21 protein-coding genes are annotated in these 21,766 nt (G+C 69.5%); 8 read left to right on the top strand and 13 right to left on the bottom strand.

Translation table 11 applies throughout. The features are described 5' to 3' along the window. Positions 1 to 56: 56 nt before the first annotated feature. The 3 genes from LJ657_RS36670 to LJ657_RS36660 form a co-directional block, all read right to left on the bottom strand. Complete coding sequence (locus LJ657_RS36670; protein WP_232653251.1) at positions 57 to 1,739, bottom strand: rhamnogalacturonan lyase B N-terminal domain-containing protein; 1,683 nt, start codon at positions 1,737 to 1,739, stop codon at positions 57 to 59. A gap of 152 nt (positions 1,740 to 1,891) precedes the next feature. After that, on the bottom strand, positions 1,892 to 2,719 hold the full coding sequence (locus LJ657_RS36665) for a hypothetical protein (protein ID WP_232653250.1): 828 nt from the start codon (positions 2,717 to 2,719) through the stop codon (positions 1,892 to 1,894). Beyond that, on the bottom strand, positions 2,716 to 3,282 hold the full coding sequence (locus LJ657_RS36660; RefSeq protein ID WP_232653249.1) for a SigE family RNA polymerase sigma factor: 567 nt from the start codon (positions 3,280 to 3,282) through the stop codon (positions 2,716 to 2,718). The genes LJ657_RS36665 and LJ657_RS36660 overlap by 4 nt, the downstream gene beginning before the upstream one ends. Before the next feature lie 259 nt (positions 3,283 to 3,541). On the opposite strand from LJ657_RS36660, the gene LJ657_RS36655 reads away from it, so the two are divergent. Beyond that, positions 3,542 to 4,993, top strand: a complete 1,452-nt coding sequence (locus LJ657_RS36655) for an NCS2 family permease (protein WP_232653248.1) — start codon at positions 3,542 to 3,544, stop codon at positions 4,991 to 4,993. An 85-nt stretch (positions 4,994 to 5,078) separates the two neighbouring features. Here the strand turns inward: LJ657_RS36655 and LJ657_RS36650 are convergent, their stop codons facing one another. The 3 genes from LJ657_RS36650 to LJ657_RS36640 form a co-directional block, all read right to left on the bottom strand. Further along, the gene (locus LJ657_RS36650; RefSeq protein WP_232653247.1) at positions 5,079 to 6,527 is read right to left on the bottom strand and encodes a peptidoglycan D,D-transpeptidase FtsI family protein; all 1,449 of its coding nucleotides are present in this window, start codon (positions 6,525 to 6,527) and stop codon (positions 5,079 to 5,081) included. A gap of 80 nt (positions 6,528 to 6,607) precedes the next feature. Next, complete coding sequence (locus tag LJ657_RS36645) at positions 6,608 to 7,078, bottom strand: GNAT family N-acetyltransferase (RefSeq protein ID WP_232653246.1); 471 nt, start codon at positions 7,076 to 7,078, stop codon at positions 6,608 to 6,610. A gap of 18 nt (positions 7,079 to 7,096) precedes the next feature. Then, positions 7,097 to 7,870 carry an IclR family transcriptional regulator gene (locus LJ657_RS36640; protein WP_232653245.1) on the bottom strand — a complete coding sequence of 258 codons (774 nt, stop codon included), beginning with the start codon at positions 7,868 to 7,870 and terminating at the stop codon, positions 7,097 to 7,099. Positions 7,871 to 8,034: 164 nt separating this feature from the next. Between LJ657_RS36640 and LJ657_RS36635 the strand changes: the two genes are divergently transcribed. Both LJ657_RS36635 and LJ657_RS36630 read left to right on the top strand, forming a co-directional pair. After that, entirely contained in the window at positions 8,035 to 9,564 is a 1,530-nt protein-coding gene (locus LJ657_RS36635; protein WP_308117109.1) for an aldehyde dehydrogenase (NADP(+)), read from the top strand. Positions 9,565 to 9,680: 116 nt separating this feature from the next. Further along, positions 9,681 to 10,289 (top strand): DUF1349 domain-containing protein, encoded by a 609-nt coding sequence (locus LJ657_RS36630; protein ID WP_232653244.1) that lies wholly within the window; start codon positions 9,681 to 9,683, stop codon positions 10,287 to 10,289. A 97-nt stretch (positions 10,290 to 10,386) separates the two neighbouring features. Here LJ657_RS36630 and LJ657_RS36625 read toward each other — a convergent pair whose 3' ends face one another. Further along, entirely contained in the window at positions 10,387 to 11,754 is a 1,368-nt protein-coding gene (locus LJ657_RS36625; RefSeq protein ID WP_232653243.1) for an MFS transporter, read from the bottom strand. Positions 11,755 to 11,824: 70 nt separating this feature from the next. Here LJ657_RS36625 and LJ657_RS36620 point away from each other — a divergent pair, with 70 nt between their 5' ends. From LJ657_RS36620 to LJ657_RS36605, 4 genes are all read left to right on the top strand, one after another. Next, complete coding sequence (locus LJ657_RS36620; RefSeq protein WP_232653242.1) at positions 11,825 to 12,820, top strand: GlxA family transcriptional regulator; 996 nt, start codon at positions 11,825 to 11,827, stop codon at positions 12,818 to 12,820. Beyond that, complete coding sequence (locus tag LJ657_RS36615; RefSeq protein WP_232653241.1) at positions 12,817 to 13,341, top strand: GNAT family N-acetyltransferase; 525 nt, start codon at positions 12,817 to 12,819, stop codon at positions 13,339 to 13,341. The genes LJ657_RS36620 and LJ657_RS36615 overlap by 4 nt, the downstream gene beginning before the upstream one ends. Positions 13,342 to 13,422: 81 nt before the next feature. Further along, complete coding sequence (locus tag LJ657_RS36610; protein WP_232653240.1) at positions 13,423 to 14,139, top strand: DsbA family oxidoreductase; 717 nt, start codon at positions 13,423 to 13,425, stop codon at positions 14,137 to 14,139. A 99-nt stretch (positions 14,140 to 14,238) separates the two neighbouring features. Beyond that, complete coding sequence (locus tag LJ657_RS36605) at positions 14,239 to 15,288, top strand: aminotransferase class V-fold PLP-dependent enzyme (protein ID WP_372488022.1); 1,050 nt, start codon at positions 14,239 to 14,241, stop codon at positions 15,286 to 15,288. 216 nt (positions 15,289 to 15,504) lie between these two features. On the opposite strand, the gene thpD is transcribed toward LJ657_RS36605, so the two are convergent. The 6 genes from thpD to LJ657_RS36575 form a co-directional block, all read right to left on the bottom strand. Next, on the bottom strand, positions 15,505 to 16,392 hold the full coding sequence (gene thpD / locus LJ657_RS36600; protein ID WP_232653238.1) for an ectoine hydroxylase: 888 nt from the start codon (positions 16,390 to 16,392) through the stop codon (positions 15,505 to 15,507). 7 nt (positions 16,393 to 16,399) lie between these two features. Then, a complete protein-coding gene (locus LJ657_RS36595; RefSeq protein WP_099927924.1) occupies positions 16,400 to 16,810 on the bottom strand; it encodes an ectoine synthase in 411 nt (136 codons plus the stop codon). Positions 16,811 to 16,839: 29 nt separating this feature from the next. Continuing rightward, complete coding sequence (ectB, locus tag LJ657_RS36590; RefSeq protein ID WP_232653237.1) at positions 16,840 to 18,111, bottom strand: diaminobutyrate--2-oxoglutarate transaminase; 1,272 nt, start codon at positions 18,109 to 18,111, stop codon at positions 16,840 to 16,842. A gap of 81 nt (positions 18,112 to 18,192) precedes the next feature. After that, on the bottom strand, positions 18,193 to 18,699 hold the full coding sequence (gene ectA, locus LJ657_RS36585; protein ID WP_232653236.1) for a diaminobutyrate acetyltransferase: 507 nt from the start codon (positions 18,697 to 18,699) through the stop codon (positions 18,193 to 18,195). A 318-nt stretch (positions 18,700 to 19,017) separates the two neighbouring features. Next, positions 19,018 to 19,536: a DinB family protein gene (locus LJ657_RS36580; protein ID WP_232653235.1), complete on the bottom strand. Its 519-nt coding sequence runs from the start codon at positions 19,534 to 19,536 to the stop codon at positions 19,018 to 19,020. Between the two features lie 83 nt (positions 19,537 to 19,619). Then, positions 19,620 to 20,720 (bottom strand): pyridoxal-phosphate-dependent aminotransferase family protein, encoded by a 1,101-nt coding sequence (locus tag LJ657_RS36575; protein WP_232653282.1) that lies wholly within the window; start codon positions 20,718 to 20,720, stop codon positions 19,620 to 19,622. Positions 20,721 to 20,909: 189 nt separating this feature from the next. Between LJ657_RS36575 and LJ657_RS36570 the strand changes: the two genes are divergently transcribed. Further along, a complete protein-coding gene (locus tag LJ657_RS36570; protein ID WP_232653234.1) occupies positions 20,910 to 21,764 on the top strand; it encodes a transporter substrate-binding domain-containing protein in 855 nt (284 codons plus the stop codon). Positions 21,765 to 21,766: the final 2 nt, after the last annotated feature.

Below are 21,766 nucleotides of genomic sequence, written 5' to 3'. Positions count from 1 at the left end.
AGCGCCCCCGCCGGTCGTCACCGGCGGGGGCGCTTCTTCTGCTGACCGAGGGGGGCTCAGGTCAGCAGGTCCAGGCAGTCGAACGACGTGCCGGCGCTGAGATAGGCCGTGCCGCCCGAACCGCTCACGATGTTGATCTTCAGTACGTTGTACTGGGAGGTGTCCGTCTTCCACGCACTGTTAGGGACGTTGAAAGTGAAGGTGTGGTTGTTTCCACGGTACGAACCCGTGGTGAGAGAACGAGTCGAGGGCTGTGTGGGTGCTGTGGGAATGGCGGAGACCCAGTCGTTCACGGCCACCCTGGGCCGCCCGCCTGCGAACGCGTCCGTCACCCCGACCCGCAGCGTGTGCGCGACCGCGGCCTGCGCCCTGGTCAGCTTGAAGTGGACCAGGATGCCGTCGTTGACGTCCTTCCACATGTACGCCGGGAAGGACGCGGCCTCGCCGCCGCCACCGATGGTGACGTTGCCGGTCCACTTGGCCGCGCGGCCGTCGGAGGGATGCGCGTACGTCATCAGCCTGGCGTTCTTGAACTCGCCGGGCGTGCCGTCCCAGTCGCCGAGCCGCCAGAGGGCCGAGGCGGCGGACGGGTCACCTGTGATGCTCAACGTGTGCAGGGACGTCGTACCGCCCGCCGTCACCTTCACCGACCCGGTGTGGACGGCGAGTTCGCCCTTGTAGACGGCCAGCGTGTACGTCCCCGGGAGCATCCCCTTGCAGGAGAAGGCGCCGGTGCCGGCCGCGGCCTTAGCCCAGTACTGCGCGTCCGTGTTGGCGAAGCCCACGGTGTAGGGGTACTTGGCGTCCATGCCCTTCAGGCCGACGCCCGCCACCTTTCCGCGGCCCGCCTTTCCGACCCAGCCGGTGATGCCGAGCCCGTCCACCCAGGAGGTGTCGAGCTTCGCCTGGAAGAGCGAGGAGGAGGGGGCGCCGCCGTCGGTGAGGGCGATGACGTAGGGGCCCTGGAGGCCGAAACGTTCCGCCTCCGTCTGGGCCTCGTTGTAGTGCAGGATCTCGTACAGGCCCGCCCCGCCGTCGTTCGAGTGCCGCAGCAGCGAGCGGTAGAAGGGGCCGCCGGAGGCCTTCTCGTGGTTGGAGCGGACCATCCAGAGACCGACCGAGCCGGTGGTGAAGCCGACGTGGTCGTAGTCGATGGTGCGCTTGCCCGAGTAGTGCTTGGAGTGGGTCGTGCCGTCCGGATGCCGCCAGACGTCACCGGCCTCGATGATCTTGTCCGTGGCCGAGTCCCAGGCGTCGGAGCCCGTGTTGGGGAACACGCCAGGCTTGAGGCGGACGATGTAGCGGGTCGCGGTGAAGGAGGCGTCCTTCTTGTCCGTCCACAGATAGACGTTGTTCTGGCCGCTGCGGGCCGCGTACCACTGGGTGATCGCGCCGTGCACGACCTTGATCAGGATCGTCTGGCCCGCCTGCTTGATGGTGACGGTGGAGGCCCCGAGCCCCGACTCGACGTGCGAGTGCTTGCCGCCGTAGCCCTCGTACTCCTTGCCCTTGTAGACCAAAGACGTGAGGTCGCCGGTCGTCTTGGAGACCTTGAAGATGAGGGCGGCCCCGGTGTCGACGACGTAGTTCCTGCCGTCGTCCTTGTAACCGAAGGCCGCGGCGGACGCGGACGACAGCAGACCGGCGCCTCCCGCTACGGCGGCGCCGGTGGCGGCGACGCCGATCGCGGAGGCCCCGAGCACCCGGCGGCGGGTGAGGTGTCTCTTGTGCGTGCTCAAGGGGCGAAATCCCGTCGTACTTGAATGTTCACTCAGCTGCAGGTGAAGAGGAAGTCCTGTGCTGCCTGGTTGCCGCCGCCGAGGAACAGGTTGCCGCCCTGTTCAAGATTTTTTGCGCGAGGTCTGCGGGCAGGACGTTGTCACGAGTCGCCCTAGCCGTTGGTGTGGGCCGCGAAGTCGCCGCCCACCGCGCGCTGCGTGCCGTCCGCCGTGGCCGTGAGCGCGTAGGTGTCGCCCTTCGCGTTCCGGCCGCCGCGCGTGTGGTTGTACTGCCCGGCGAACACCCACTCGCCCTTGGGGACCGTACGGCCCGCCTTGAGCGTCCAGGTGTAGACGAGGAAGCCGTTCTGCTCGCCGACCGTGAGGTCGAAGTCCTGCTCGGGCAGCGAACGCCAGGCACCGGACGAGCTGACCCCGCCGGTCTGGGCGACCTTCAACTGCACGGTCAGAGCCGTGAGTTGCTCGCTCGTCTTGAACGTGATGTCGCTCTGCGCCCAGAAGTCGTTGCTGTGCGGGTCCACGGAGCCGTCCGACCACAGCGGACCGTCGCTCTCGCCGGCGGCGGGCGGCAGCATGGGGGCGGAGGGCTTCACGGAGGGGGTGCTGCTCGGCTTGTGGGACTGCCGTGGGGTGCTCGGCATCCGGTCCACCGGCGGGAGGGGCGCGCGGCTCGTCGCATCGGGCGAGGGCGTGGGCGTCGGGGAGACCGAGACCGTCTGCTGCTGCGGGGGAGTGTCGTCCTTCACCGCGGACGCCACCGCGTAACCGCCGACCGCGAGCATGCCGGCGACCGCGGCCGTCGCACTCACCACCCGGGCCCAGCCCCACACCCGCGGACGAGTCGCGCGGTGGTCGGTGCGGCCGTGCTCGCTCATGCCCCGCTCGATCCGCGCCAGGATCCTGGCCCGGTCCGGCTCGTGGGCCTCGGCCGTCTCGTGCAGCCGGGCGCGCAGCTCGTCGTGCACGTCCTGCTGCCTCATCGGTCCGTTCCTCCGGTCTCGCCGCCACGCGCGATCGCCGCGTGCACCTTCTGTGACACGCCCTGGGAACCGAGGATCCGCTGCAGTTCGGCCATCCCCTTGGACGTCTGGGACTTAACCGTACCGACGGAAACACCCAGAGCGAGAGCGGTGTCCTTCTCCGACAGGTCGAACGCGTGCCGGAGCACCACACACGCCCGTTTCCTGAACGGCAGCCTGCGCAGCGCCCCCTGGACATCGACAACACCTGCTATGTCGGGATTCTCGGTCTTCTCCTCGCGCTGCGACCAGAACAGCGAGATCCGCCGGCGCTCGCGCACGGCGCTCCGGATCCGGGTGCGGGCCAGGTTGGCGACGACTCCGCGGGCGTAGGCGGCCGGGTGGTCCGCGGCGCGCACCCGGTCCCAGCGGTGCCACAGGGCGAGCAGCGCGTCGGCGGCCAGATCGTCGGCGGCGTCCGCCTCGCCGGTCAGCAGATGGGCGAACCGGGACAGTTCGGCGTAGTGCCGCTCGAAGAAGGCATGAAACTCCACGGAGGCTGCATCGTCGACGACAGTGCCCACGGGCGACCTCTCTGTGCGTGACATGTAGATGACATGTGAGACATGTGATCATCCGGAGGAGGCCCGGACGAGATCCGGAAGCGTAGCAGTGATCAAACCGCCTGGTTCGTACGGGGCTTCGAATCTGTACGGTGCCTCGAACACAGCCTGGCGGGCCGACCGATTCCGTAACACGGAGAAAACCTGAAACGGGTTCACCGCGGGAACAATCCAGCCAGCATCCGCACACTGATCCATCAGGCACCTAGGAGCACCCGCCATGTCCGATACCAAGAAGACGGCCGACCGGCCAAGTACGGCGCCACCAGCGGCGAACGGCCTCGACCGGTTCTTCAGGATCTCCGAGCGGGGATCCACCTTCGGCCGGGAGATACGCGGCGGCTTCGCCACGTTCTTCACGATGGCCTACATTCTTGTCCTGAATCCCATCATTCTCGGCAGCGCGAAGGACAAGTTCGGCCACAGCCTCGACACGGGCCAACTCGTCACCTCCACCGCCCTGGTGGCGTGTGTGATGACGATCATCATGGGCGTCGGCGGCAACCTCCCGCTCGCCATCGCCGCGGGCCTCGGCCTCAACGCCGTCGTCGCCTTCCAGCTCGCCCCGCTCATGAGCTGGTCCGACGCGATGGGCCTCGTCGTCCTCGAAGGCATCCTGATCTGCGTCCTGGTCCTCACCGGACTGCGCGAGGCGATCATGAACGCCATTCCGCAGCAGCTCAAGCAGGCGATCGGCGTCGGTATCGGCCTGTTCATCGCCTTCATCGGCTTCGTCGACGCGGGGTTCGTCAGCCGGATCCCGGACGCGGCGCAGACCACCGTGCCGGTGCAGTTGGGGGCCGTGGGCCGACTGACCGGCTGGCCCGTCCTCGTCTTCTGTCTCGGCGTCCTGCTCACCATCGCGCTGCTCGCGCGCAAGGTGAAGGGCGCGATCCTGATCAGCATCGTGACCATGACGATCGTCGCGATCATCATCGACGCGGTGGCGGACATCAAGAGCTGGGGCCTGACCACCCCGCACCTGCCGGACAAGATCGTCGCCACTCCCGACTTCGGGCTCGTCGGTCACTTCAGCCTGTTCGGCGGATTCGCCAAGGCCGGCTTCCTCACCGCCGTCCTGCTGGTCTTCACCCTGATCCTGTCGGACTTCTTCGATGCCATGGGCACCATCGTCGGCATCAGCGCGGAGGCCGGGCTGCTCGACGAGCAGGGGCAGGTGCCGGGGATCGGCCGCGTGCTGTTCATCGACGGCGCGGCGGCGGTGGCCGGCGGCCTGGGGTCCGCCTCCTCCAACACCGCGTACATCGAGTCGGCGGCCGGTGTGGGTGAGGGAGCGCGCACCGGCTTCGCGAACCTGATCACCGGTGGGATGTTCGGGCTCGCGCTGTTCCTTACGCCGTTGCTGACGATCGTGCCGCTGCAGGCGGCTGCGCCTGCGTTGATCGCGGTGGGCTTCTTGATGATGACCCATGTCAAGCACATCGACTGGGACAAGTACGAGATCGCGATCCCGGCGTTTCTGACCATCGCCGCGATGCCGTTCACTTACTCGATCACCGACGGTATCGGGGCGGGGTTCCTGGCCTACGTCCTCATCAAGGCGGTGTTGGGCAAGGCCAAGGAGGTGCACTGGTTGTTGTGGGGTGTGTCGGCTCTGTTCCTGGTGTACTTCGCGATTGACCCCGTTGAACAGATTCTCGGTGTGAAGTGAGGGACGCTGCGCGATCGGCTGCGGGTTGTTCGTCGCTGGTCGCGCAGCTCCCCGCGCCCCTGACGGGGCGCTCCCCCCAGCGGGGTTACTTCAGCGCCGCTTGCATCACCGCCTTGGCCACGGGGGCCGCCAGGCCGTTGCCGCTGACCTCCGAACGCGCTGCGTTCGACTGCTCGACCATGACTGCCACGGCGACCTCCTTGCCGTTGGTCTTGCCGTAGGACGTGAACCAGGCGTACGGGGTCTTGCTGTTGTTCTCGCCGTGCTGGGCCGTGCCGGTCTTGCCGCCGACGGTGGCGCCGGGTATCCGGGCGTTCGTGCCCGTGCCCTTCTCCACCACCGTCTGCATCGCCGACTGCAGTTGTCCGGCGGTCGCGGAGCTGACGATCTCCTTGGTGCTCGTGCTGTCGTCGTAGTTCTTCAGCACGTCACCGCCGCTGTCGGTGATCTGCGAGACCATGTGCGGCGAGACCAGCTTGCCGCCGTTGGCTATGGCGGCGGACACCATCGCCATCTGGAGCGGGGTCGCGGTGACGTTGTACTGGCCGATGCCCGTCAGGGCCGTGGAGGACCTGTCCATGTCGGAGGGGTAGACGCTGGTGTAGGCCCGTACCGGCACGTCCTGCCGTGTGTCGTTGAAGCCGAACTTGTCGGCCATCGCCTTCACCTTGTCCTGGCCCAGGTCGACGGCCATCTTCGCGAAGACGTTGTTGCAGGAGTACTGCAGCGCGGTGCGGATCGTGGCGTTCTCACAGGGCGCGTTCGGGTTCTCGTTGGACAGGCCGCGGGTGGTGCCGGGCAGGGTGTACGGGTCCGGGCTCTTCGTCTTCTCGTCCACCGACGAGTACAGCCCGTCCTCCAGCGCCGCGGCAGCCACCACCAGTTTGAACGTCGAGCCCGGCGGCAGCGGCTGGCGCAGCGCGCGGTTGGTCAGCGGCTTGTCGGAGTCCGCGTTGAGCTGCTTCCAGGCCGTGCCCGCGGTGTTGGCGTCCGTCAGCGACGACGGGTCGTACGACGGCGTCGACACGACCGCCAGGATCTTCCCGGTCTTCGGGTCGATCGCGACGGCCGCGCCCTTCTTGTCGCCGAGCGCGTCGTACGCCGCCTTCTGCACGTCCGGGTCGATCGTCGTGACCACGTTGCCAGGATCGGCCCGCTTGCCGGTGATCGTGTCCATCACGGTCTTGAGGCGGCTGTCCGTCCCGTCGAGGAGGTCCTGGTAGATCCCCTCCAGCTGGGTCGGCGCGTAGGCCTGCGAGGCATAGCCCGTCACCGCCGCGTACAGCTTGCCGTCCTTGTACGTGCGCTTGTACTTGAGGTCGCTGTTCTTCGTCGCCGCGGAACCGGTGACCGAACTGCCGCCCACGATGATGTTCCCGAGCGGGTCCGCGTACGTCTGGATCGCGTTGCGCCGGTTGAATTTGTCGTCCGCGAGGGCCTTGCCGTCGTAGAACTGCACCCAGGTCGCCCTGACCAGCAGGGCGATCACGAGCAGCAGTGTGAAGACGGAGGCCCGCCTGATCGTCTTGTTCATCCCACCCGGAAGACGATCAGAAGGGGGGTGAACGTTCCCGTGCGTCCGTCTTTCTCATCGGACGCTCATCCACGGCGGTGTCAGGCGTCCAGTGCGAGCACGAACTCGTCGATCTCCTGGCCTCGCGCGTTGGCGAAGCCGGAGGCCCGGGCGGTCACCCGGAATCCGCACTTCTGCAGCACGCGCAGGGAGCCGGTGTTGTCGGCGGCCGCCCGGGCGTACAGCGGACGCTCGGGCACCTGGGCCACCAGCTCCCGCAGCGCGGCCGTGGCGATGCCCCGGCCCCAGTGGGCGCGTTCGATCCAGTAGGTGACCTCGCGCTCGCCCGGCTCGCCGTACACGGCCGCGCTGCCCACCACGTCCCCGTCCGCCAGAACCGTGCGGAGGACGTCCTCCGAGGCCCGGATCCGTTTCCAGTGGGCGTCGAACGCGTCCCGGTCGGCGGGATCCTTCGGGGTGAACGCGGCCATGCGCAAGGCCTCGGGATCGTTCATCTGCCGGAAGAAGACAGGCAGATCACTGTCGTGCACTGTGCGGAGTACGACGTCCATGACGCCAGAGCCTAGGAGTCAGAGCCTCCGTGTCGCCAGGGTCAGCCGGTCGCGCGCGTCGAACAGCGCGTCCTTCACCATCTGTTCGTGTGCGGGCGTCAGCCGCGCCACCGGCACCGAGCAGCTGATCGCGTCGCGCGCCGGAGTGCGGTAGGGGATCGCGACGCCGAAGCAGCGCAGCCCCAGGGTGTTCTCCTCGCGGTCCACGGCGAAGCCCTGCTCCCGGACCTGGTGCAGCTCCTCGATGAGCTTCTCCCGGTCGGTGATGGTGTTCTCGGTGAGCGCCGGAAGGGTCTCCGGGAGCATCTTGCGGACCTGCTCGTCCGAGTACGTGCTCAGCAGCGCCTTGCCCAGCGAGGTGGAGTGCGCGGGCAGCCGGCGCCCCACCCGCGTGAACGGGCGCAGATAGTGCTGCGACTGGCGGGTGGCCAGATACACGACGTTCGTGCCGTCGAGCCGGGCCAGGTGAATGGTCTCCGTGGTGTCGTCCGACAGCCGGTCCAGGGTCGGGCGGGCCGCCGCCACCACCTCGTCGCCGTCGATGTACGAGGTACCGACCAGCAGCGCCCGCACCCCGATGCCGTACCGCGTGCCCGTGGCGTCCGTCTCCACCCAGCCCAGCTCCACCAGGGTGCGCAGCAGCATGTACAGGCTGGACTTGGGATAGCCGACGGCCTCCTGGACCGATGCGAGGGAGTGCATACCGGGCCGGCCGGCGAAGTATTCGAGCAGCTCAACCGTCCGCACCGCGGACTTGACCTGCGCCCCGCCGCCTGTCTCGGCTACCGACATCGCCCTTGACCCCTTCGTTCGACGAGAAACCGAAGATATAGTCTCCAACAGCATATTCATCATCAGAGACGGCGTTCAGTATATCGAACGACCCTGGTGGATGACCCAGATACTGCGGCAATACAAGCAGGACATACCGCAAGACATACGTGGAGGGACCCGCGGTGGCAGCAGCACCAGTCTGGAGTGTCGACCCCCGTACCGGGAAGCAGCGTGAACAGGTTGCGGTGGAGGCCACAGCCCAGGAGGTGGACGCCGCCGTCCGCGCCGCGCACGCCGCGCGCGGCGCCCTCGCCGACCGCGCGGTCCGCTCGGCCTTCCTGCGCACCGCCGCCGAGCAGCTGGAGGCGGCGAAGGACGGGCTCGTCGAGACCGCCGACGCCGAGACCGCGCTCGGCCCGGTCCGGCTCAACGGCGAACTCGCCCGCACCTGCTACCAGTTGCGGGCCTTCGCGGACATCGTCGACGAGGGCGCCTTCCTCGACGTGATCATCAACCACCCCGACGGCACCGCGACCCCGCCCATCCCGGACCTGCGCCGCTACAAGGTGCCGCTGGGTGTCGTCGCCGTCTACTCGGCCTCCAACTTCCCCTTCGCCTTCTCGGTGGCCGGCGGCGACACCGCGAGCGCGCTCGGCGCGGGCTGCCCGGTCGTCGTCAAGGCCCACCCCGACCACCCTGCCCTGTCCGAGCTGGTCGCCAAGGTGCTGCGCCGGGCCGCCGCCGCGCACGGCATCCCCGAGGGCGTCGTGGGCCTGGTCCACGGTTTCGAGGCCGGCGTCGAGCTGGTCAAGCACCCCCTCGTCTCGGCGGCCGGCTTCACCGGTTCCGTACGGGGCGGGCGCGCCCTCTTCGACGCCGCCGCCGCCCGCCCGACGCCGATCCCCTTCCACGGCGAGCTGGGCTCCCTGAACCCGGTCGTCATCACCGAGGCCGCGGCCGCCGAGCGCGCCGAGGCGATCGGCACGGGCCTCGCCGGGTCGATGACCCTGGGCGTCGGACAGTTCTGCGTCAAGCCAGGCCTGGTGCTCGCGCCCTCCGGCGCGGCGGGCGACCGCCTGGTCAAGTCCCTCACGGAAGCGGTCAGCGACACCGACTCCGGGGTCCTGTTGGACCACCGCATGCGCGACAACTTCATCGCCGGGGTCGCCGAGCGCGCGGAGCTTCCCGACGTCGAGTCCCCGGTGACGCCGGGCGCGGGCGGCGAGCACACCGTGAGCGCCGGGTTCCTGACGGTGCCGGCGGACAAGCTGGCGCAGGAAGGCCAGTACGACCTGCTCCTGGAGGAGTGCTTCGGGCCGGTCACCGTGGTGGCCCGCTACGAGGACGAGGCCCAGGTGCAGGGGGTGCTGTCGCGGCTGCCGGGCAATCTCACGGCGACGGTTCACCTGTCCGCGGAGGAGGCGGCCGGGGAGGGCCGCGGCGCGGAACTGCTGGCCGAGCTGACTCCGCTCGCGGGCCGTGTGCTGGTGAACGGCTGGCCGACGGGTGTGGCGGTCGCTCCCGCCCAGCATCACGGCGGCCCGTACCCGGCGACCACGTCCACGTCGACATCGGTGGGCGGTACGGCCATCGAGCGGTGGATGCGGCCGGTGACGTACCAGACGGCACCGCAGGCGATCCTTCCGCCGGAGCTTCGGGATGACAACCCGCTGGGATTGCCTCGGCGGTTCAACGGGATTCTGGAGCGTTAGCGCTCCGCGGGGTGCGCCACAGGGGTGCGGTCGCGTCGCGGGGTGCGGGTCGGTTGTGGCTTGTCGCGCAGTCCTCGCGCCCCTGGGTGGCGTACTCGACCTGAGAGAATGTTCGGATGGACGTTGAACTCTCCCAACTGCCTTTCCGCCTCCGCACCTACGGCCCCGACGGGCACTGGTTGTACGAGGACGGGATCCTCAGCGGATGGGCCGGCCCCCGGCAGGACCGGTTCGTGCCGCCCACCGGGGAGGCACTGGAGCCCGCCTCCGACGCGCCCCGGCTGCTCGGGGCGCCCGAGGGGGACTTCCAGCTGATCGCGCGCGTCACGGTCGGGTTCGCCTCGGCCTTCGACGCGGGGGTTTTGTACGTCCATGTCGGCGAGCGGGCCTGGGCCAAGCTCTGCCTGGAGTACTCCCCGGACGTGCCCACCGTCTGCACGGTGGTCACCCGGGGACACTCCGACGACGCCAACTCCTTCACCGTGGACGGCAGTTCGGTCTGGCTCCGGGTGAGCCGCACCGGCCGCGCCTTCGCCTTCCACGCCTCCCGGGACGGCAGGCGCTGGACGTTCATCCGCCTCTTCACCCTGGGCGGAGAGAAGGAGACAGGCGACGCTCTCGTCGGCTTCATGACCCAGTCACCGATGGGAGAGGGCTGCGTGGTCACCTACGACCACATAGAGTTCCACCCTCACTGGCCCGCAGATCTGAGAGACGGCAGCTGAGCGCTCCGCGGGGCGTGCGGTGTTTCAGCCCGTCCGGCGTTTGGGGACGAGGCCCCTTCAGGGCCGAACGGGGGTCCGGGGGCGGAGCCCCCAGCACTCACCGCAACCGAGACGTGGCCGCACCCGTCAGCGCGAGCGCCCCCGCACTGATGACCAGGCTCAGCCGCATCCCCGCCTCGAACCCGTCGGAGACCAGGGCCCCGAACACGGCGATCCCCAGACCCCCCGCCACCTGCCGCGCAGCATTGAGCACACCGGCCGTCACCCCCGCCCGCTCCGCCGGCACCGCGTCCATCATCGCGGCCGTCAGCGGCGGCACCGTCAGTGCACATCCCAGTGCCAGCGGCACGAGCAGCGCGGCAGCCAGGACGGAGGACGTGCCGGCGTCCACGTACAGCAGGACCAGCAGTCCCACGACGGCCAGGGCCTGCCCCAACAGCATCGGCAGTCGCGGCCCGTACCGCCCCGCGAGCTTGCCCGCCACCACGTTCGTCACCGCGATCAGGCCCGTCATGGGCAGGAACGCCAGCCCGGCGTGCAGCGCGGACAGGCCCTGGACCTGCTGGAAGAAGAGCGAGAAGACGAACACCACGCTGTAGAAGGCCACGCTCACCGCCGCGCCCGCCGCGACCGCGACGGCCACCGTCCGGTTGCGGAAGAGCCCGAGAGGGACGACCGGGTGCGGGCTGCGCGTCTCCACGCGGAAGAAGGCCACGGCCGCCACGACTGCGACCACCAGGGCCGCCCACCCCGCCGTACCGCCCTCGATCACCGCGAACGTCAGGCCCGTGAGCGCCACCATCGCCGTCGCCTGCCCCGGCAGGTCCAGCGGCGACGGGCGGCGTTCGGAGCGCGGGGCCCGCCTGAGCAGGGGCACGATCAGCGCCCCCACCGGCAGGTTCACGAAGAAGATCCCGCGCCAGTCCCACGCCGTGGTCAGCAGACCGCCCACCACCGGGCCCAGCGCCACCGCCACCGAACCCCCGGCGGCCCACGCCGCCACCGCACGCGCCCGCCGCCTGGGCTCCGGATACGCCTGCCGCACGAGTGCCAGCGAGGCCGGGAGTACGACGGCCGCCGCGGCGCCCTGCACCACCCGCGCGCCGATCAGGGACGGCAGGTTCGGAGCCAGCCCGCAGACCGCCGAGGCGATCGTGAAGACCGTGGTGCCCAGCGCGAACGCGCGGCTCGCCCCGGTCCGGTCCGCGAAGGCCCCGGTCGACAGCATCAGCGCGGCGAACGGAAGGGTGTAGGCGTCCACCACCCACTGCAGACCGGACATCCCCGCGCCGAGGGAGGAACCGATCGCGGGCAGGGCCACGTTCACCACGGACGCGTCGAGGCAGATCAGCGCGAAGCCGAGGAGGGCGGCGGTGAGAGTGAGCGCGGGGGAGGGCCGCTTGGGCGTCAACTCCCGCTCGGAGCGGGCGGGTTGCGCACCCTTGAGGATCTGGTTGGTCGGCATGTCTCCATGCTGCGGATCTCGGCCGTCGTACAGTAGTGGCCCGAATGCCATGCACCCGGAGGTTCTGGCCATGCCCGCCCGGCTCGCCCCGCACCGCATCGCCGTGATCGCGCCCTCGCCCGTCTCGATGTTCAACCTGGCCATCCCCGAGCTGCTGTTCGGCAAGGTCGAGGTGGACGGGCGGCCGGGCTACGACGTGGTCATCTGCGCCCCCGAGCCCGGGCCCGTGCCCACCAGCGGAGGGCTCGACCTGTACGTACGCGACGGGCTGGAGGCCGTGCGGGAGGCGGACACGGTGGTCGTCGCCGGTACGGGCGCGCCCTACGAGCCGGACCCGCGGATCGTGGCCGCCGTCCGTGAGGCCGCCGACGCCGGCAAGCGGATCGCGTCCCTGTGCACCGGCGCCTTCCAGCTCGCCGAGGCGGGCCTGCTCCAGGGCCGCAGGGCGACGACGTACTGGGCGCACGCCGAGGAGCTGCGCAGGCGCTACCCGCAGGTCGACCTCCAGGGAGACGTGCTGTACGTCCAGGACGGTCCCTACGTCACAGCGTCCGGCTACGCCGCCGGCATCGACCTCTGCCTGCATGTCATCCGCACCGACTACGGCGCCGCCGTCGCCAACGAGGTCGCCCGGCTGGCCCTCGTCGCCCCCGTACGGCCGGGCGGCCAGACCCAGTTCACCCACACCCCGCTGCCGCCCGAGCGCGGCACCGTCTGCGCCGACACCCGCGGCTGGGCCATGCGCAACCTCGACAAGCCGCTCAGCCTGGCCGACCTGGCCCGCCACGCGGGCGTCTCCGTCCGCACCCTCACCCGCCGCTTCCACGCCGAGAGCGGCGTCAGCCCCCTGCAGTGGCTGCTGCACCAGCGCATCGAGCGCGCCAGGGAGCTCCTGGAGACCACCACCCTCCCCATGGACCAGGTGGCCCGCGCCTGCGGCCTGGGCACGGCGGACTCCCTCCGGGCCCACCTGGTCCGCCGCACCGGCCTGACGCCGAGCGCCTACCGGGTGCAGTTCACCCGCCTGGGAACCGAGGCCACCGCGGCCACGTCCTCCGCTGCATGATCAGAGCGAACCGGACCGTCGACTCCCTGGTGATCAGAACCGCCCTGCCGGCCGAGGCCGCCGCCGTCGCCGCACTGCACCTGCGTGCCCGCGCCACGTACTGCCCGGACGGCCTGCCGGACGACGGCCACGACTGGCGGACCGCCTGGAGCCGGGCCATCGAGCGCCCCGACGGCCAGGTGCTGTGCGCGGTGCGCGACGCCCGCCTGACCGGCATCGCCTCGTTTCGCACCCCGGAGGGCGCCCCGGCAGGGACGGTCAGGCTGTTCCAGTTCCACGTCGACCCCGGCCACTGGCGCTCCGGCATCGGAACGGCCCTGCACACCGCCTGCGTCGAACAGTGGCGGGCCGACGGCACGCGCACCGCAGTCCTCGACGTGCACGCCGGCAACGAGCGCGCCCAGGCCTTCTACGCCCGCCAGGGCTGGGTCCCGGACCCCGAGAACCCGCCCGCCGAAGGCGACCACCACCTCTTCCTGCGGTACGCGGTGACCGGGAAGCAAGGCCCGGGACGGGAATGAAAGCCGCTGCTTGAACGTTCATCAAGTCGGCGGAGGGTGCCTCCGTCTCCGTACCCGTACGAGCTGGAGAGAGCCGAGAACATGAAGGTCGAGATCTGGTCGGACATCGCGTGCCCCTGGTGCTATGTCGGCAAGGCCCGCTTCGAGAAGGCGCTCGACGCCTTTCCGCACCGCGACCAGGTCGAGGTCGTGCACCGCTCCTTCGAACTGGACCCCGGCCGCGCCAAGGGGGACGTCCAGCCGGTGATCAGGATGCTCACCAAGAAGTACGGCATGAGCGAGGCGCAGGCGCAGGCCGGTGAGGAGAACCTGGGCGCGCAGGCCGCCGCCGAGGGGCTGGAGTACCGCACCCGGGACCGCGACCACGGCAGCACCTTCGACATGCACCGCCTGCTGCACTTCGCCAAGGAGCAGGGCAGGCAGGACGAGCTGATCCAGAACCTCTACAAGGCGAACTTCGCCGAGGAGCGGTCCGTCTTCACCGAGGGCGACGAGCGGCTGGTGGAGCTGGCCGTCGCCGCGGGACTGGAGGCGGAGGACGCCCGCAAGGTGCTCGGCGACCCGGCCGCGTACGCCGACGAGGTCCGCGCCGACGAGCGCGAGGCCGCAGAGCTCGGCGCCAATGGTGTGCCGTTCTTCGTGCTCGACCGCAAGTTCGGCGTCTCCGGCGCCCAGCCCGCCGAGGTCTTCACCCAGGCGCTGACCCAGGCATGGGGCGAGCGCTCGCCGCTGCAGCTGATCGACCAGGGGGACGCGGACGCATGCGGCCCCGACGGATGCGCGGTTCCGCAGCACTGAGGAAACATGCAGGTCCGGGCCGATATATAAGCGTTCCTTAGCTGTACTGCGTAAAAATCGACAATGGACTATGGGTTCTCCGGGGCCCACAGTGGATCCATGGAGACCTTCGAGAGCCTCGTCCGTGCCGAGTTCGCCCCGAAGAACATCTATCTGAACACCGCGAGCACCGGCCTGCTGCCGGCGCGCACCGTGGCCGCCATGCGGACCGCCGTGGAGGCGGCGGCCGCCGGGCAGCCGACCGACATGTTCGCGGACGTGGAGGCGAGCCGCGCCTCCTTCGCGCGGCTCGTCGGCGTGCCCGGGCGCCGGGTGGCGGCCGGGGCCTCGGTCGCCGTCTACAGCGGGCTGATCGCCGCCTCCCTGCCCGAGGGCGCCGAAGTCCTCACCGCCGAGGGCGACTTCAGCTCCGTCGTGAACCCCTTCCACGTCCGCTCCGATCTGAAGGTGCGCAGCGTGCCGCTGGAGCGCGTCGCCGAGTCCGTGCGGCCCGGCACCGCTCTGGTCGCGGTCAGCGCCGCACAGTCCGCCGACGGGCGCGTGGCCGATCTGCCCGCGATCGGGGAAGCGGCGCGCGAACACGGAGCGCGTACGTACGTCGACGCGTCCCAGGCCGCCGGTTGGCTGGACTTCGACGCGGACGCCTTCGACTACTCCGCCGCCGTCGCCTTCAAGTGGCTCGTCTGTCCGCGGGGCGTGGCCTTCCTGGTCGTCCCGGAGGACCTCGGCGGGCTCACCCCGCTGTTCGCCGGCTGGGTGGCGGGAGAGCACCCCTGGGACGCCTGTTACGGCCCCATCGACGAACTCGCCCACTCCGCAAGGCGGTTCGACGAGAGCCCCGCTCTCTTCTCCTACGCCGGCGCCCGCCGCTCCCTCGAACTCCTGGAGGAACTCGGCACGGACGCCGTACGCGCCCACGACCTCGTCCTCGCCGACCGCTTCCGCGCGGGCCTGGCCTCCCTCGGCCACGAGTCCGTTCCGTCCCCCGGCTCGCCCATCGTCTCGGTCCCCGGACTCGGCCGCCGCCAGGGCGAGTCGAGCCGCGCCGGCGTGGAGGTCTCGGACCGCGCGGGCAACCTGCGTGCCGCCTTCCACCTGTACAACACCGCGGCCGATGTCGACCGTCTGCTGGACGTCCTGTCTGCCTGACACGGGCATGGGCTCGCCGCGCACCTGGGGGTCCGCATCCTCGGTCGGGAACGCACTGGAGCGGGCGGCGTCACTGGCGCGGCTGTGAAGCCCGTGACGCCGCCCGCTCCAGAACGAATCACTCCACGACCAGTCACCGCACGGGCGTGAAGTCCCTCGCCCCGATGCTGTGTCCGATTGCCGCTGCGCGGCGGGTGGGCCGCCGGGCAGCGGTGTTCATCGGACAGGCGTGAAGTCCCTCGCCCCGATGAACTCGGGACGCCGGATGGGTGCCGCGAACGGTTCCACGGCCGCGTTCTCCACGCTGTTGAACACGATGAACACGTTGCTGCGCGGGAACGGAGTGATGTTGTCCCCCGAGCCGTGCATGCAGTTGCAGTCGAACCAGGTCGCCGAACCGGCCCTGCCTGTGAAGAGCTTGATGCCGTACTCGCTCGCCATCGCGGTCAGCGCCTCGTCCGAGGGCGTGCCCGCGTCCTGCATCTGCAGCGACTGCTTGTAGTTGTCCTTGGGCGTGGCCCCCGCGCACCCGAGGAACGTGCGGTGCGACCCCGGCATGATCATGAGGCCGCCGTTGGTGTCGTGGTTCTCGGTCAGCGCGATCGAGACGGACACCGTCCGCATGTTCGGCAGACCGTCCTCGGCGTGCCAGGTCTCGAAGTCCGAGTGCCAGTAGAAGCCGCTGGCCCCGAAGCCCGGCTTGACGTTGATCCGCGACTGGTGGACGTACACGTCCGAGCCCAGGATCTGCCGCGCCCGGCCGACGACACGCTCGTCGCGCACCAGATTCGCGAACACCTCGCTGATCTTGTGCACTTCGAAGACGGAGCGGATCTCCTTGGACTTCGGCTCGATGATCGAGCGCTCGTCGGCCCGGATCGCCGGGTCGGTGACCAGGCGCTCCAGTTCCCGGTGGTAGACGGTGACCTCGTCCGGGGCGATGAGCTGGTCGATGGCCAGGAAGCCGTCGCGCTCGAACGACTGGAGGTCGCCGGTGGTGATCGGGCCCGGTGTGTCGGGGGAGCCCCACACGACGGGGTCCTGGCGCGGGGTCGACACCTCGGTGGTGCCGCGGCTGGGATAGAGATCGGTGACGGTGGTCATGGTGATGTCACACCTCCTCGGGCTCGGGCTCGGTGAGCAGCGGGTAGACGCCGTTCTCGTCGTGGTCCTCCCGGCCGGTCACGGGCGGGTTGAAGACACAGATGCAGCGGAAGTCCTCCTTGATCCGCATCGTGTGCCGCTCGTGTCCGTCGAGGAGGTACATGGTGCCGGGCGTGATCGTGTACTTCTGCCCGGTCTCGTCGTCGGTCAGCTCGGCCTCGCCCTCGACGCACACGACGGCCTCGATGTGGTTCGCGTACCACATCGACGTCTCCGTGCCCGCGTACAGGACGGTCTCGTGGAGGGAGAACCCGACCCTCTCCTTGGCGAGGACGATGCGTTTGCTCTCCCAGGTGCCGGACGCGGCCTTCACATGCCGGTCGGTGCCTTCGATGTCCTTGAACGAACGGACGATCACGGTGCTGCACTACTCCTTGCTGGTCGTGACTAGTTGGTTTCCCGTACGGCGCGGGCGAGGATGCTGAGCCCCTCGTCCAGCTCGTCGGCCGTGACGGTGAGTGCCGGGAGGAGCTTGACGACCTCGCTCTCGGGGCCCGACGTCTCGATGAGCAGCCCGAGTTCGAAGGCGCGCTTCGCGATCCGGTTGGCCCGGCCCTTGTCGTGGAACTCCAGGCCCCACACGAGGCCGCGTCCGCGGTACTCCTTGACGTCGGCGCCGTTCTCCTCGGTGATGGCGGCGAAGGCCTGCTCGACCTGCTCGCCGCGCGCCCGGGTCTGCTTCTCCATCGCGGACCCGTCCGCCCAGTACGCTTCCAGGGCGGCGGTGGCCGTGACGAAGGCGGGGTTGTTGCCGCGGAAGGTGCCGTTGTGCTCGCCCGGCTCCCAGATGTCCAGCTCGGGCTTGAACAGGCACAGCGACATCGGCAGGCCGTATCCGCTGATGGACTTGGACACGGTGACGATGTCGGGCGTGATGCCGGCCTCCTCGAAGGAGAAGAAGGCACCGGTACGCCCGCAGCCCATCTGGATGTCGTCGACGATGAGCAGCATGTCCTGGCGCTCGCACAGCTCGGCCAGTGCCCGCAGCCACTCGGGCCGCGCGACGTTGATGCCGCCCTCGCCCTGCACCGTCTCGACGATCACGGCCGCGGGCTTGTTGAGCCCGGACCCCTGGTCCTCCAGGAGCCGCTCGAACCACAGGAAGTCCGGGACCTTGCCCTCGAAGTAGTTGTCGAACGGCATGGGCGTGCCATGGACGAGCGGGATCCCGGCCCCGGCCCGCTTGAAGGCGTTGCCGGTGACGGCCAGCGATCCGAGGGACATCCCGTGGAATGCGTTGGTGAACGACACGATGGCCTCGCGCCCCTTCACCTTCCGCGCGAGCTTGAGCGCGGACTCCACGGCGTTGGTTCCGGTCGGGCCCGGGAACATGACCTTGTACGGCAGATCTCGCGGCCGCAGCACCAGATCCTGGAAGGTCTGCAGGAAGGAACGCTTGGCGGTGGTCGACATGTCGAGCCCGTGCGTGACGCCGTCCCGCTCCAGGTAGTCGATCAGCGCCCGTTTGAGGACGGGGTTGTTGTGGCCGTAGTTCAGCGAGCCCGCTCCGGCGAAGAAGTCCAGGTACTCATGGCCGTCCTCGTCGTACATGCGGCTGCCGTGCGCACGGTCGAAGACGGTGGGCCAGCCGCGGCAGTAGCTGCGCACCTCGGACTCGAGTGTCTCGAAGACGCTGAGGTCGGGCTGGGTGATGGTCACGACGAATCGCTCCTCGTTGCGTGGGGGGAGTGCGTAGGGGGCGTCAGCGGGGTGGGGCTTGGGTGCCGTCATCGGGGTCGGTCAGAGGGAGAGGGGGCCGATGCGGTACAGGACTTCGGGGTCGTGCGGCCCGTCGGGGAACAGGCCCTCGCCGAACAGCACCTCGCGCTCCACGAGGGCGCCGTGCCGCTCGGCGAACGAGGTGAACAGGCGCTCGGAGCCGGTGTTGCCGGGCGTGATGGTGGTCTCGACGGCGGTGATCCGGTGCGCGGCACCGGCCCGCGCGACGAGCCCGTCGAGCAGCTTGCCGGCGAGCCCGCGCCCGCGGTACGCCTCGTCCACGGCCACCTGCCACACCAGCAGGGTGCGCGGGCGGTCCGGCCGTACGTACGCGGTGACGAAGCCGACCGGCTCCCCGCGCACGTCGCGGGCCACGGCCGAGGTGGCCGCGAAGTCGCGGCACCACAGCAGATAGCTGTACGACGAGTTCAGGTCGAGGGCTTTCGAGTCCTTGGCAATCCGCCACAACGCGGCTCCGTCCGCGACCTGCGGACGGTCGATGTGCAGATCTGCTTGTACGGCAGTCATGCGGATTGAATTTACCGAGGGAAATTCAAAATTGCATCGCTGGTGAGGGTTACGCACGACCGGGTCGTGTGTTATCACGCGGGCGCGAGCGGCCGCACGAGGTGAGGGCGATACCTGGGGTATTGTCCGGAAAATAGGGGGCAAATCGACCGCGATGTGTAACGCGTCACAAGCATGTAACCCCCACGAGATCTGCCCGAATTCCCCCGCTTCGTGTTCGCGAAATCTTTGCGTTTAGGCCGGGGAAAAGCGGGCAGAAGAATACGGGAAGCTGTGCGGAAGTGAATTCCTGAATTACACCCGGAGTTGGGTCTGGAATTAGTAGCCGGTTACTCCGTCGATCCGTTCCCGCAAGATATCGGCGTGCCCGTTGTGCCGGGCGTACTCCTCGATCATATGAATGAGCACCCACCGCAGACTGACCTCCAGCCCCGCCATGGGGCCGTCGACGAGCCGCCCGGTGTCGTCCAGCGACCGCCCGGCACACAGCTCCCGCCCGCGCGCGATCTCCCGGCGCCATACGTTCAACGCCTCGTCGAGCCCGCGAGCCGGGTCGAGCGCGTACCCGGTCTCCTCGCCGAACACGGGCGGTAGGTCGAGCCCGCCGACCACTCGCTGGAACCAGTTCCGCTCGACCTCGGCGAGGTGCTGCACCAGCCCGAGCAGCGTGAGTGCCGACGGCTCGGCGGACGCCGTCCGGACCTGCGCGTCGTCCAGCTCCGCGCACTTCAGGGCCAGGGTGCCGCGATGAAAGTCGAGCCAACTTTCGAGCATGGGGCGCTCGTCGCCGGTGAGGTGGGGGATGGGACGCCCGTCGGGAAGAGTCTTGTCAGCCATGGGGGTGAGCATGGCACCTGTGCACGCACTGGGGGCTGGCCCCCGGGACGGGAAGGGGCGGCGGGGGCGGAGAAGTCCGGCGGTCACCCCCAGCTCTGCTCCACGGCCCGCCGAGCCCCGGCGAGGTCGACCGTGAGCCCCCGCTCCGCCAGCGCAGCGCCCAGTGCCGCCAGGGACTCCTGCACCGCCCCTACCGAAGCATCCACCCCGTAGTGATTGACCCGAACCATCTCCTTCGCCAACGCACCCCCACCCGCCGCCAACGGCAGCGAAGGCTCACCCTCCAGCGCCCGAGCCACCACCTCCGACGCCACCACCCCGTCAGGAACCCTCAGCGTCGTGGCCACCGGCGCAGTCTCCCGCGCCTCGTACACATACGGCTCCAGCCCCCCGCCCAGAGCCACCGCCCCCGCCCGGGTCGCCGCCGCGGCCGCCGCGTGCCGGGCCATGACGGCATCCAGCCCCACCGTCTCGATCCGCTCGGCACACGCCTCGAGCGCCAGCATCTCCAGCTGTGCCGGCGCATGCAGCAGCGCCCTCCGCCCGCCGTCGACCCACCGCTCCTTCCAGTCGAGCAGCGACAGATACGACCGGCGCGGCGCCCCCGGGTTGGCGGCCATCCGCGCCCACGCCCGCTCGCTCACGGACACCGCCGACACCCCGGCCGGCCCGCCCATCGCCTTCTGCGCCCCGATGACGCACAGATCCACACCCCACGCGTCCGGCAGCACCGGCTCGGCCCCGACGGAGGCGACGGCGTCCAGATGGAACAGCGCCCCCTGCTCCCGTACCACCTCCCCGATCTCCGCCACGGGGTTGGTGTTCCCGGTCGCCGCCTCCGCGTGCACCAGCGACACGAAGTCGATCTCGGGGCGCTCGGCGAACGCGGCCCGGATCTGCTCGGCGGTGACCGCCGTGTGGAAGGGCACGGCCAGGTCGATCACCGTCGCCCCGCAGTCCCGCAGCCAGTTCCCGAAGGTCTGTCCGTACGGACCCGTGATGACGTTCAGGGCCACGGTCCCCGGCCCGGCGGTGCCCCGGATCGCCGCCTCCAGCGGCAGCAGTGCCTCGCCCTGCATGATCACGACGTCCTGCTCGGTACCGAGCAACCGGGCCACCCGGTCCTCGATCGACGCGAAGTGCGCGGCGCTCAGCGGGGGCAGATCGAGGAAAGGGTGGGTCACGACGGTGCTCTCTTCGGTCACGAGTGGTCGGCTCGGTCGAGGGTATCCACCACCCGTGACCCCACTCGCGCCCCTCCTGCCACTTGCGACTTCTTAGGCCGGACAGTCCCGCAACCATCGGTTTGGTTTGAGAGACCCAAACATCTCCTTATAATCGGAACCCACAGTTCCCACACAGGAGGCCACCCCGTGAAGACGTACTCCGGGCGCCGGACCCGCGTTCTGGCCGCCACCACCGCGACGGCCGGGCTGGTGCTCGTGGCTGCCTGCACGTCCACCGGCAACGGTGGCAGCGGGAGCAAGACCGCCGCAGGCGGCGTCGAGCTCGTCAAGTCCGGACAGCTCACCACCTGCACCCACCTGCCGTACCCGCCCTTCCAGTCGGAGATCAACGGCAAGGTGCAGGGCTTCGACGTGTCACTGATCGACCTCGTCGCCAACAACCTCGGCGTGAAGCAGCAGATCCTCGACACGCCCTTCGAGAACTTCAAGACCGGCGCGTTCCTCAACTCCGGCGAGTGCGACGTGGCCGCGGCCGGCATGACCATCACCGCCGAGCGCAAGAAGAACGTCGACTTCTCGGACCCCTACTTCGACGCCACGCAGGCGCTCATGGTCGCCAAGAACAGCGGCATCACCTCGCTCGCCGACGCGAAGGCCAAGAAGGTCAAGCTCGGCGCCCAGGCGCAGACCACCGGCGAGGACTACGCGAAGAAGCAGGGCTTCGACCCGGTCTCCTTCGAGTCCTCCGACGCGGTCCTCAACGGTCTGCGCACCGGCCAGGTCAAGGCCGTCGTCATCGACTACCCGGTGGTCCAGGGCTGGCTGAAGGACAAGGCCAACGCCGCCTACAAGGTCGCGGACAACATCAACACCGGTGAGCAGTACGGCTTCACGGTGAAGAAGGGCAACACCAAGCTCCTCGCCGCCATCAACAAGGCGGTCAAGGACGCCAAGGCCGACGGCACGTACAAGAAGCTGTACGAGAAGTGGATCGGCCCGTACAACCCCTCCGCCGCCTCCCCTTCCCCCGCTGCCTCCTGACC

This window comes from Streptomyces guryensis (genome assembly GCF_021261325.1).
Taxonomy (GTDB): Bacteria; Actinomycetota; Actinomycetes; order Streptomycetales; family Streptomycetaceae; genus Streptomyces; species Streptomyces guryensis.
Note: the sequence above shows the minus strand (reverse complement) of the source record. Positions and strands in the feature narration are given on the sequence as shown.

What these genes read in the sequence shown, in the direction of transcription:
- LJ657_RS36665 (WP_232653250.1), bottom strand. Translation starts at nt 2,719, where the DNA reads ATGAGGCAGCAGGACGTGCACGACGAGCTGCGCGCCCGGCTGCACGAG.
- LJ657_RS36655 (WP_232653248.1), top strand. Translation starts at nt 3,542, where the DNA reads ATGTCCGATACCAAGAAGACGGCCGACCGGCCAAGTACGGCGCCACCA.
- LJ657_RS36650 (WP_232653247.1), bottom strand. Translation starts at nt 6,527, where the DNA reads ATGAACAAGACGATCAGGCGGGCCTCCGTCTTCACACTGCTGCTCGTG.
- LJ657_RS36645 (WP_232653246.1), bottom strand. Translation starts at nt 7,078, where the DNA reads ATGGACGTCGTACTCCGCACAGTGCACGACAGTGATCTGCCTGTCTTC.
- LJ657_RS36640 (WP_232653245.1), bottom strand. Translation starts at nt 7,870, where the DNA reads ATGTCGGTAGCCGAGACAGGCGGCGGGGCGCAGGTCAAGTCCGCGGTG.
- LJ657_RS36630 (WP_232653244.1), top strand. Translation starts at nt 9,681, where the DNA reads ATGGACGTTGAACTCTCCCAACTGCCTTTCCGCCTCCGCACCTACGGC.
- LJ657_RS36625 (WP_232653243.1), bottom strand. Translation starts at nt 11,754, where the DNA reads ATGCCGACCAACCAGATCCTCAAGGGTGCGCAACCCGCCCGCTCCGAG.
- LJ657_RS36620 (WP_232653242.1), top strand. Translation starts at nt 11,825, where the DNA reads ATGCCCGCCCGGCTCGCCCCGCACCGCATCGCCGTGATCGCGCCCTCG.
- LJ657_RS36615 (WP_232653241.1), top strand. Translation starts at nt 12,817, where the DNA reads ATGATCAGAGCGAACCGGACCGTCGACTCCCTGGTGATCAGAACCGCC.
- LJ657_RS36610 (WP_232653240.1), top strand. Translation starts at nt 13,423, where the DNA reads ATGAAGGTCGAGATCTGGTCGGACATCGCGTGCCCCTGGTGCTATGTC.
- LJ657_RS36605 (WP_372488022.1), top strand. Translation starts at nt 14,239, where the DNA reads ATGGAGACCTTCGAGAGCCTCGTCCGTGCCGAGTTCGCCCCGAAGAAC.
- thpD (WP_232653238.1), bottom strand. Translation starts at nt 16,392, where the DNA reads ATGACCACCGTCACCGATCTCTATCCCAGCCGCGGCACCACCGAGGTG.
- ectA (WP_232653236.1), bottom strand. Translation starts at nt 18,699, where the DNA reads ATGACTGCCGTACAAGCAGATCTGCACATCGACCGTCCGCAGGTCGCG.
- LJ657_RS36580 (WP_232653235.1), bottom strand. Translation starts at nt 19,536, where the DNA reads ATGGCTGACAAGACTCTTCCCGACGGGCGTCCCATCCCCCACCTCACC.